Below are 10,799 nucleotides of genomic sequence, written 5' to 3' on the forward strand. Positions count from 1 at the left end.
GACAGGGCCGAAGCGGCAGCGGAGGATGGCGGAGGCCGGCTATTTTGCTTCGCGATGCAAAGCGCGCGGCCAACTGCATGATGTGTCTTCACATCGCTGGCGCGCGGCGGAAAATAGCCGGAGGCAGCCATTGCCGGCCCGGGCCGGCTGCCGTCCGATCGCCCTCTAGAAGGCCGAGGTCGCGTCCTCTTCCGGTATTGGCCTCGCCTATGACCGGCCCATCAACGTCGATCAAAGACCGGGAGCTATTCCGCGGCCACGATCGACGAATGCAGGAAGCGAACGACATCCTCTGGCGCAAGCTGAAACCGCAGCGCTGCTCGGAGGGCTTCGAGACCGAATAGCTGCAGATCTTCGTTGAAGTCGCCCAGCCAGGGCGACAGCACGATCGCTTCAATGCCGGCGTCTGCTGCGCGCTGGCTGAGAGTTGCCACCACCGCACCACCGGCGGCATCGGCATCGCGCGCAATGTAGAGCCGGCGCAGGCTAGACGCCAGCGTCATGGCGGAGAGGTGATTAGCCGAAAGCGCGGCCGCCATCGGCATAGTCGGCAGCAAATAGCGTAGCGAAAGCATGGTCTCGATACCCTCGCCGGCAGCGAGCACGTCATCCACCACGCCGAACCGAACGGCGTTGCCGAGCAGATCGCCCATCGCGCGCCGTGGCGTATCGATCGGAGCCTTGCCGAGCCGCACGCGATCAAAGCCGTCCGGATCGAGCCAGGTCCGGTGCACGCCGGTGATCCGACCATCGAGATTCGTGACGCCGGCGATCATTGCCGGCCAGGTTTCGGTCGGCAGATGGTCGTCCGGCCGATAGTAGCAGCGTGGATGGAAGCGCAGACTGCCGCCATGGTGGATGCGGGTTATGCCGCGGCCCTGCAAATAAGCCTCGGCAATGGTCCCCTCGATCGGGCGGGATATCGCAAAGAGCCGACGGGCGGCTTCCTGCGATCGGGGCGGTACGACTGAGGGAAGAGGGCTTGGGGCCAGCTTCTGCTCAGAGCGAGGCAGGTTCAAAAAGCGCCTCGCCTCCTCGGCGACCTCACGAAAGTCTCGCAAAGCCAGCGTTTCGCGGATGATGTCGAGGAGATCACCATGCGCGCCGGTTGCGGCATCGGTCCACTTGCCCGCCGCTCCCTTCGGCGATTCCTGGAGCCGCACAAATAGTGAGCGGCCCGGGTTGTTGTGGACGTCGCCGACCACCCAATACCGCCCCGCCCGCTTGCCATTGGAGAGATAGCGTCGGCATACCGCCTCCGCCTCTCGCGCAAGGCGGCGTGCCAGTTCGCAAGGTTGGCGGGACATCAGGCCGCCTCCTGCCAAAGGACACCTTCGACTGGATACCGGTTGAGCACCTTCGACAGCATCTCTATGCCGCTCGCGTGCATCCGCACGAACATGCGGAGCTTACAAAAGGTGATAAAGAGGCCGTAGCCTCGCAAGCTCTTGCGCATCTTGGCATGGGATCCCGACACTTCGATGCGCTTTCCACGGATCACTCCGACATCGGCCGACGTGATCTTTTGGACAGCTTTTGGCATGCTGATTCTCCACGACAGGCAGCCGGGAGCCTCTCTCTCGGCCTCCAACCCGTCACGGAAACGACCCTGCCCCTCTTACTCTTGTGACCGCGGCCACCGAGCAGAGCCTTACGCCGCCTGCTGGTCCTCCCTCGGCATGTCGCCGACGGGTTCTGGGAGAAAGCCAAGCAGATAATCGGCAACCTTGCTGGCCTTGGAAGCAGCCCGGACAATGGCACGTTTGTCCTCGCGCAAGACTTCAAGCCATGAGCCGATATAGTCGGCATGCCGCACCATCGGCACGATGCCGAGCGAGGCGCAACTGAACGCAGACGAGATTTCCGCAACCAGCTCCTCAAAGGCATACTTCTTGGTACCGTAGCTGCCTGACAGGTCACGGTTGAGGCGCGATGGATGGCCACTGGCATGCGCCAGCTCGTGGAGGGCCGTTCGATGCCAATTGATTGGTTCAAAATAGGCCTGCGGAGGCGGCACCTGCACATAATCTACCGTCGGCATATAGAAGGCACGGTTGCCGCCGATGCGGAAGTCGATGCCGGTCGCCTTGATCAGGTATTCGACCTGCGGCTCGATCAGGCCTGGCGGCGGAGGTGGCGCCGTTTTTGCGATCTCTGGCGGCAGGCCGTCACATTGATCGCTGTTGAAGACCGTGAAGCGCTTGAGGAACGGAATGCCCTGCGCTTCCTCACCGGTCTCATGTGCGCGGCGTTTTTCGTCGACCGGCACGAAGCGGTCGGCGTAGACGACGGTCGTGCCGCGCTCGCCCTTGCGGACGTGACCACCGAGCGACAGCGCCTGGCGGAAGGTAAGCCAGCTCTGCCCTGTAAATCCGTGTTCGGTCGCGGCACCCCAGAGAAATAAAATGTTAATGCCGCTGTATTGATGGCCGGATGCTGCGCTTTTCGGCATGGCCAAAGGCGCCTTCGCCGCCGCCGTGCCCCAGGGCTTCACCCACGGCACTCGGCCAGCCTCCAGCTCGGCGATGATCTTGTTGGTGATGTCGTCATAAAGGCTTGCCCGGTCCTCACCGGTGCGCGCCCGAAGATAGTGTCTGGACATCGCGGGTCTCCGCGACGGGGACCGCGAGCCTCTCTCGCAGCCTGTAACCCGTCATGGCAAAACCCGGCCGACACTCTGACTCTCTCCTCCTAATTGAGAGAATGCGAAATCTGTAACGCAGCCCGCCTTCCATCGTATCTTCATGGAAATTGAGTTGAGCGACCGGGGCCGCAGGCCCCACCAGGCGTGCGCCAGGGGCGTATCGCCCTATGGAAAATGGCACCCGGAGAGCGTGAGCATCGCGACCCGAAGGGGCACGCGGATCCGAGTGCAGCGACGAGACCGGTTTAATAGCGGCACCCGGGAACGGGGCAGTGATAGCGATCGCCGCAAGGCGAGCCCCTTTTCCGAGTGCCCCCGGCGAGGAGCTCCGCTATCCCTGCGCGAGGGATCGAAGCCGGATGGCCGAGACGCAGCGCGGCTCGGTTCACAAGAGCCCGTTGCGGCGCAGCCGCACGCGCGCAAACGGGAGAACTCGCCAGGGCTCGACCAGAGGACCTCGTTTCGTCGCTTGAATTCGTCGGCGCGTCGAAAAGTCTCTTAGTCCTATTTACCCATCCAGGCGCAGTTCGGGCTGCATTCTGCCTTGCATCGTCCATCCGGCTCAAGCGCATCACGAAAGGCCTGCAGCTCACGGATATCTGCAACTATCATTCCGAATACGTGAGCAATTGAACCATTCGAGCAATGGCCGGCCGAGCAGTGCTCAGCCCAGCAACCATAGCCTGCTTAGTCCAACCCGCACGTTCAAATTCCGACGCTCGAAAGCGATCCGAAGGCTTCGATACAAGTCTCCCATCGGACCTGTCGGATTGACGATTGACCTATCATCCAAAGCATCTGGCTGCCGGATACCGGCCCCTACCAACGGAGCGCCGCAACTGTTCCCCTTTTCTTTCGCGAGCGACATTGGCTTTCTTGGAGAACTACACACCAAAGGCTTCCTTTTCGCGCGCCAATCCAGCCTTTTCCCGCCGGGCCGCCCTTTGCAGTAGAGGTGCAAACTCTTTGGCCGTAACACTCCGCTTGATCCGCAATCCGAACTCTCGCTCCCCCGACCAGGGACGAAGAGCAATCCGGATCGACCAGATCCCGTCTCGTTCGTCAGTGGAATCAGCACATGTTACACCACGGGCATTCAGCAGTCAGATCAAACCGCTTAGTCTCGCCGCGCACCGCACTACCTGCCCGCTACCCTCTCGCTGGAACCTGGCCCACGATGATGAGAGCGGACATGGCCGCCGCTTACCTTGACTTTGGAGACACAAGCGAACTCACGCGCGCGATCAGCCGAGGAGACGCCCCCCCGCCAATCGGCTTTCGCGGAACTGGGCGCCTGCGCCAGCCAGTTTGGTCGAAGGCGACTATGGATCACTTCGCAGCGTCGACCCGAAAAAGAGATCTTAAGCAGGGGGAGGATCTTTTATGCCTGGTGTGATTTCGCTTGAAAAGGCATCGCATCTGCCCCGTTATTGTCGCCGCAAAATATTAGCGAAGAATAGAATAGCCTACTATTTTGAACCCCCAACCTGGGCTCGTCGACAGGGCTGCGATTTAAACCCTGAAGCTCTAGGCTGCGATTACGCAACTGCCGTCGAGCGGGCAGAGAAAGTCCTCCTGCCGGCGTTCGACAGTTGGCACTCACGGGGTCTAAGCGACATCATGCCGGCGACGATCGAACCCGGCACGTTCGATTGGCTCGTCGGCGTCTTCCAAGCTCACCAGAAGTGGACCGAAATCGAAAGCGCTACGCAGCGGCACTATACAAAAAGTCTCGCACTGTTCGCCAATCACGAGCTGAAAGATGGAAGTCGCGTTGGGTCTAAACAGTTGTCCGATTTCACCAAAGCGTTCGTCGACGCAGTTTATCGAAAATTATTGTGCGTGACGAAAGTCAATAACAGTGGAGAGGTCGTCGTTCGCGAGCGTCGTCGCTATGTAACTATGGCCATGGCGGCCTGTCGCCGTGCTTGGTTCGTTGGTCAGCGTGCTCAAGAACGGATCGTACCAGCGACCAATCCGTTTTCCCGGATGGGACTAAAATCTCATCCGCCTGGGCAACCGATACGGCCCACACCGACCGCAACTTGGGACGAACTCGTCGCGTTCAGAGCTGCCGCGAGAAAGCTTGATTACCGCTCGATCGCAACAGCTGCTTTATTGTCGTGGGAGTGGCTGCAACGAGAGCAGCACGTGTTTGGCGCCTTCGACATTTCGCACTATCGACCCAGCGAGCGGCCAAATAGCGTCAGAATCGTGCATCCGAAGAATGGAGAGGAGGCCTGGTGGCCCCTATCGGACGAAACCGGCACCCCTCTCTTTCCTGAGCTTATGGAGGAACTCGACGAGATCAAGAGGACCACCCTCTCCGGTCTGGTATTCCGTCGTGATCATGCGCATCGTCAGTCGGCAATCCCGCTACCATGGATTACCCCACGCAAGGATCTCCGCTATCTCCGTAGTGTGGTAAAAACCATCATCACAGAGGCTGGCCTACGTCAGGAGCTTTCTTTTAGGTCTTTCCGACACGGAGGATTTACCGAGGGCGCCGACAGCGATCTCACGGATGCAGAGTTGCGCGCGGCTGGTCGTCATAGATCAAGTCGCCAACTGCCAACCTACGCCAAGCGTACGGCCAGGCAGTTGATCATTGCCACAAAAAAGCGTCGCGAAGAGCGGACAAGATCTCTCCTTATTCGGCTAAACGCCAGTCCCCCCTCGGAATAAAGGCACGTCGGCCGACGGCAGAACCGATGAATACGCTGAAAGAATCGCCTATTTTCCTGTCCACACTGGTTTGCGCTTTTCGCTGAACGCTTTCAGCCCTTCCTTGGCGTCCTCGGTCATGGCGAGCAGCGCGATCTGGCTTTCGGTGTAGGCGATGCTCTCGTCGAACGACATCGAGGCGATCGCGCGCATCGCGTATTTGCCGCGGCGGATCGCGGTCGGGGATTTGTCGACGATGCGGCCGATCAGCCAGTCGACCTTGGCATCCAGCTCGGCCGTGGGCACGATGTAATTGAGCAAGCCCGCTGCCAGCGCCGCTTTCGCGTCGAACGGCTCGCCGGTCAGCGCCCATTCGTTGACGAGGCGAGATGGAGCGATGGACTGCAACAGGCTCAACACCTGCATCGGGAATACGCCGACCTTGACTTCCGGCAGGCCGAAGATGACGTGATCGGCGGCGACGGCCATGTCGGTCATGCAGAGCAGGCCCATGCCGCCGGCCATGCAGACGCCGCCAACGCGCGCAATCGCGGGCTTGGTCGCGTTCTGCGACAAGCGCAACAGATCGGCATAGTCGACATTCGGCTTCGAATGATCCATCGCGAAAGCCGCGCCGGAATTCTGCAGGTCCGCACCGGCGCAGAACGCCTTGTCGCCCGCCCCCGTCAGCACGATGACGCGGACATCCTTGTCGTCATGGGCGTCGCGATAGCCGCGTGCGATGCCGGCGATGACCTCGCCATTCAGCGCGTTGCGTTTCTCCGGCCGGTTGATGGTGATCCAGAGCGCCTGCCCGCGCTTCTCGATGATCACGGCTGTGGTGTCGGTCATGGCGCGCTCGCTTCCTTGGGCTCTCCCGTTTTGCAGCCATTTGCGGCAGCTCGGGCCAAAGGTGCAAGGGCAATCTGCGGCGCGGCGCCGCTTTAGCGTCTCGACACAAACTTGTAACCCGATCGAAGCGCATGTTGCGGATCAGGCCGCCACCCCTTTCCTGATCCAGACCTTGTTGTCGTGGAAAGCGGCGCCGCCGATCGGCGCGATGGTGTCCGCGCCCGTCAGCATGTTGATGCCGCGGTTACCGAAATGGTTCTTGTTGGGATGAACGGACTCCGCGATCAGCACGCCCCGGCGCACGCCCTCGAACAGCGTGGCGATCAGCGTTGTCTCGCCGCGGGTGTTGCCGAGCGTCACGGCATCGCCATGGGCGATGTCGAGCGCGGCCGCATCCAGGGGATGGATCATCACGCTCGCCTTGCCCTCGCGCGCCTGCGAGGACGGCGTCTCGTTGAAGGTCGTGTTGAGGAAGCTGCGCGACGGGCTCGTGGCAAGCCGGAACGGATGGGTCTGGTCGGCATGCTCGATCACCGCCCAATGGTCCGGCAGCGACGGCATCTTGTCGTAGTCACCCATCGTCTGGCCGAACGGCGGATGCGCCCAATCCGCTTTGAAATGGAATTTCCTGTCGGCGTGGGCGAAGCCGTCGAGATAATGCGACGTCCGGAAGTCCGGCTGCAGGTCGCGCCAGAGGTCGGCTTCGAGGCCGGCAATGTCGCCGTGGTCGCTCAGCTTCAGCGTCGCGTCGATCAATTCACGCGGCGTCAGCTCGAACCCCGGATGCCTGGCGCCAAGCCGCGGCGCCAGCGCCTGCAACACCTCGTGGTTGGAGCGGCATTCCCCGGGCGGGTCGATCAGCTTCGGCCCAACCGAGATGTGCTGGTGCCCGCCACCGTAATAGAGATCGTCATGCTCCATGAACATCGTCGCCGGCAGCACGATGTCGGCCATCTCGGCCGTCTCGGTCATGAACTGCTCGTGCACCGCGACGAACAGATCCTCGCGCGCAAACCCCTGCCGCACCAGTGCCTGTTCCGGTGCCACCGTCATCGGGTTGGTGTTCTGGATCAGCAGCGCCTTGACCGGACCCTTGCCGTGCAGAGCCTTGGAATCGCCGGTGAGGATGCGGCCGATCTGCGACTGGTCGAGCGCGCGGATAGCTGGGTCGATGGCGTCGTGGCCTTCGATGATGGATTCGTTGAAGTGCCACAGCGCGTAATTGTTGAAGAAGGCGCCGCCGCCTTCATATTGCCAGGCGCCGGTTACCGCGGGAATGCAGTTGGCGGCATGCATCTGCGCCGCGCCGTTGCGCGAGCGGGTGAAGCCGTAGCCGAGCCGGAAGAAGGTCCGCTTGGTCTCGCCGACCAGTTTGGCAAAAGCCTCGATCTCCGCCACCGGCACGCCTGAAATCGCGGATGCCCATTCGGGGTTACGCGTCTTCAGATGCGCCTCGAGCTCATCAGGGCAATCGGTGTACTTGTCCATATAGGCGCGATCTGCATAGCCGTCGCGGAACAGGACGTGCATCACGCCGCAGGCGAACGCGCCGTCGGTGCCGGGCCGCAGGATGATCTTGATATCCGCCTGCTTCATGGTCTCGTTGTCGTAGATATCGACCGCCGCGATCTTGGCGCCGCGCTCCTTCCGGGCACGGGCGGCGTGCGTCATCACGTTGACCTGGGTGTTGACGGGGTTGGTGCCCCAGATCACCACCAGATCGGACAGCGCCATCTCGCGCGGATCGACGCCGGCGATCTTGCCGGTGCCGATCGCGAACCCGATGCGGCCGACATTGGCGCAGATGGTCTGATAGAACCGCGAATATTTCTTCACATGGGTGAGGCGGTTGAGGCCGTCGCGCATCACCAGCCCCATCGTGCCGGCGTAATAATAGGGCCAGATTGACTCCGCGCCGAATTCGCGCTCGGCCCGGTTGAAGCGATCCGCAATCTCGTCCAGCGCCTCGTCCCAGCTGATCCGCGCGAATTGGCCGGAGCCCTTCGGCCCGGTGCGGCGCATGGGATAGGTCACCCGATCGGGATGATGGATACGCTCGGCATAACGGGCGACCTTGGCGCAGACCACGCCGGCCGTATAGGTCTGCTTTTTCGAACCGCGGACACGACCGATGCTGCGTCCCTCGACCACCTCAATGTCGAGCGCACAGGCCGACGGGCAATCATGCGGACAGGTCGAATGGCGGATTTCGATCTTGGCGTGCTGGTTCATGTCCAATTTGGTAACACCAAAATACCTGTCAGCCGAGGGTATTTATCCGGCAACGCCCATGCGATTTGCTCAGACCGCGTGCGCAGCCGGTTCCTGCCGCGACCGCGAAGAGCGGCCCCGCCACACCGAAAACCGCCCGATATTCCAGGCGCCATCGGCTTTGTGAGGCGTCGACAGTCCGCCTCCCCTGCCGCTACAGTGCCAAGCAACAAGAACGACATCAGGGAGGTGGGTGTGACGGCCCGACAATTCATGCTGGCGCTGGCCGCCGGCCTGCTCAGCGCATGCTCCGCAGCACCGTCCCTGGCGCAGGACTATCCCAGCCATTCGGTCCGGATCGTCGTGCCCTTCGGCGCCGGCGGGCCGGCCGATGTGGCCGCCCGGCAGATCGGCAATGCGCTCCAGGAGAGTTTTGGCCAGCCCTTCGTGATCGAGAACCGCACCGGCGCCGGCGGCGTCATCGGCACGGTCGAAGCGGCGAAGTCGCCCGCCGACGGCTACACGCTGTTGATGATGTCCAACACGCAGACCGCGAACGAATCGCTGTTGACGCCGGACAAGCGCAAATACGAGCTGATGCGCGACCTCGCGCCGATCGCACCGGTGAACTCTTCCGATCTCGTCATCGTGGTGAACCCGCAAGTCGCAGCGAAGACGCTGCAGGAGTTCGTCGCCCTCGCCAAGTCGCAGCCGGGCAAATTGAACTACGCCTCCTCCGGCCAGGGCACGCCCTATCACATGGCCGGCGAGCTGTTCAAAGCGATGGCCGGCATCGATCTCGTCCATGTCCCCTACCGCAACAGTGGCGAGGCCCGCAGTGGCGTGATCGGCGGGCAGGTGCAGATGATGATCGACGCGGTGCCGGCGATGGCGCCGAACATCGGCGAGAACCAGGTCCGCGCGCTCGCGACCACCGGCAAGCAGCGCTCAGCCGTGCTGCCGAACGTGCCGACAGCGATCGAGGCGGGCGTATCTGGCTATGAAGCCACGATCTGGCTCGGCCTAATGGCTCCGGCCGGCACGCCGAAACCCGTAATCGACAAGCTCAATGCCGCCGTGAACGCAATGGTGAAGCGGCCCGACATCGTCAAACTCTGGACTGCGCAGGGCGCGGTGCCCATGTCGATGACGCCGGAGGAATTCGACAAGTTCCTGCGCGGCGACATCGAGAAATGGGCGGACGTGGTCAAGAAGTTCGACAAGTCCTGAGGCCGTAGCGCGACAATGCCGACCATTCAATTCCAGCTCAACGGCACGGCGGCGGCCGTGGATGCCGATCCGGATCAGACATTGCTCGATGTGCTGCGCGGCCGGCTCGGCGTCACAAGTCCGCATTTCGGCTGCGGGGCCGGCGAGTGCGGCGCCTGCCATGTCATGGTCGGTGATCGCGCGATGGCCTCCTGCGACATGCCGATGTGGTCGGTCGCCAACAAGGAGGTCGTCACGGTGGAAGGCCTCGGCACCGCGGAGCAACCGCATCCGCTGCAACGCGCCTTTATCTCTGAGCAGGCGATGCAATGCGGCTATTGCGTATCGGGAATCCTGATCAGCGCGGCGGCGCTGCTGAAGCGCAATCCGTCGCCGACGGAGGCGGAGGTGAGAACCGCGCTTGATCGCAATCTGTGCCGCTGCGGATCGCACAACCGCATGGTCCGCGCCGTGTTGCGGGCGGCCGCGGAGATGGCGACATCATGAGTGCGCCGTCCCCTGCCCCGACACTGCCGGTTAGCCTTGCGGCCAATCCAAAGCTGTCATCCTGGGTGAAGCTCGTCGGCGACGGCCGTGTGGCGATCTCGCCCGGCAAGGTCGAGATCGGCCAGGGCATCGTCACGGCCCTGGCACAGATCGCAGCCGACGAGCTCGACGTCGATATTGGCCGCATCGAGATGATCCGCGCCTCCACGGCGGCAAGCCCGAACGAGGGCGTCACCTCGGGCAGCCTTTCGATCCAGCAGTCCGGCCGCGCGCTGCGCCACGCCTGTGCCGAGGTGCGCCAGCGCTTCCTCGCCGCGGCATCCGAACGTCTCGGTGTCGATGCGTCGCTGCTCGATATCCAGGACGGCACGATCTCGGGCCCCGGAAATGTCAGGACCAGCTATTGGGAGTTGGCCGGCGACGTTTCGCTCGACCACGACGCCATTGCGGGCGCGACGGCGAAGATTGTCGCCAAGCGCACTGTGGCCGGACATTCGGTCCAGCGCGTCGACATTCCCGACAAGGTGTTGGCACGGCCGCGCTTTATCCATGACTGTCCGCTGCCGGACCTGCTGCACGGACGCGTGCTGCGGCCGGACATCTCGGGCGCCAGGCTGATCGCGCTCGACGAGACGGCGACGCGAGCCGTTCCCGGCCTCGTCGCAATCGTCCGCGACGGCGGCTTTTCCGGCGTGGTTGCCGACAGCGAGGT

Annotated in this window: 9 protein-coding genes; 4 read left to right on the forward strand and 5 right to left on the reverse strand. The window is 62.6% G+C overall.

Features of this window, described 5'->3' with window-relative positions; translation table 11 throughout:
* Positions 1 to 245 precede the first annotated feature (245 nt).
* The 3 genes from IVB32_RS09060 to IVB32_RS09070 all read right to left on the reverse strand — a co-directional run bounded on the left by IVB32_RS09060 (position 246) and on the right by IVB32_RS09070 (position 2,602).
* Positions 246 to 1,307, reverse strand: coding sequence for a toprim domain-containing protein (locus IVB32_RS09060; RefSeq protein ID WP_247405938.1), 1,062 nt, complete (start codon positions 1,305 to 1,307; stop codon positions 246 to 248).
* Positions 1,307 to 1,543, reverse strand: a complete 237-nt coding sequence (locus tag IVB32_RS09065; RefSeq protein ID WP_247410217.1) for a hypothetical protein — start codon at positions 1,541 to 1,543, stop codon at positions 1,307 to 1,309. Before IVB32_RS09065 ends, IVB32_RS09060 begins: the two co-directional genes overlap by 1 nt.
* Positions 1,544 to 1,651: 108 nt before the next feature.
* Positions 1,652 to 2,602, reverse strand: a complete 951-nt coding sequence (locus IVB32_RS09070) for a zincin-like metallopeptidase domain-containing protein (protein ID WP_247410219.1) — start codon at positions 2,600 to 2,602, stop codon at positions 1,652 to 1,654.
* Between the two features lie 1,425 nt (positions 2,603 to 4,027).
* Here IVB32_RS09070 and IVB32_RS09075 point away from each other — a divergent pair.
* Positions 4,028 to 5,329 (forward strand): hypothetical protein, encoded by a 1,302-nt coding sequence (locus IVB32_RS09075; protein WP_247410221.1) that lies wholly within the window; start codon positions 4,028 to 4,030, stop codon positions 5,327 to 5,329.
* 48 nt (positions 5,330 to 5,377) lie between these two features.
* Here IVB32_RS09075 and IVB32_RS09080 read toward each other — a convergent pair whose 3' ends face one another.
* Together IVB32_RS09080 and IVB32_RS09085 are read right to left on the reverse strand one after the other, a co-directional pair.
* Positions 5,378 to 6,160 carry an enoyl-CoA hydratase/isomerase family protein gene (locus IVB32_RS09080; RefSeq protein ID WP_247410223.1) on the reverse strand — a complete coding sequence of 261 codons (783 nt, stop codon included), beginning with the start codon at positions 6,158 to 6,160 and terminating at the stop codon, positions 5,378 to 5,380.
* A gap of 141 nt (positions 6,161 to 6,301) precedes the next feature.
* Complete coding sequence (locus IVB32_RS09085; protein WP_247410225.1) at positions 6,302 to 8,392, reverse strand: molybdopterin-dependent oxidoreductase; 2,091 nt, start codon at positions 8,390 to 8,392, stop codon at positions 6,302 to 6,304.
* 252 nt (positions 8,393 to 8,644) lie between these two features.
* On the opposite strand from IVB32_RS09085, the gene IVB32_RS09090 reads away from it, so the two are divergent.
* The 3 genes from IVB32_RS09090 to IVB32_RS09100 all read left to right on the forward strand — a co-directional run.
* Positions 8,645 to 9,601, forward strand: a complete 957-nt coding sequence (locus IVB32_RS09090) for a tripartite tricarboxylate transporter substrate binding protein (protein ID WP_247372955.1) — start codon at positions 8,645 to 8,647, stop codon at positions 9,599 to 9,601.
* Between the two features lie 15 nt (positions 9,602 to 9,616).
* Positions 9,617 to 10,087, forward strand: coding sequence for a (2Fe-2S)-binding protein (locus IVB32_RS09095; protein WP_247335148.1), 471 nt, complete (start codon positions 9,617 to 9,619; stop codon positions 10,085 to 10,087).
* On the forward strand, positions 10,084 to 10,799 hold a 716-nt coding region (locus IVB32_RS09100), incomplete at its 3' end, for a molybdopterin cofactor-binding domain-containing protein (RefSeq protein WP_247410227.1). The genes IVB32_RS09095 and IVB32_RS09100, both read left to right, overlap by 4 nt.

Origin of the sequence: Bradyrhizobium sp. 23, from assembly GCF_023073295.1 — a bacterium.
Lineage (GTDB): Bacteria > Pseudomonadota > Alphaproteobacteria > Rhizobiales > Xanthobacteraceae > Bradyrhizobium > Bradyrhizobium canariense_D.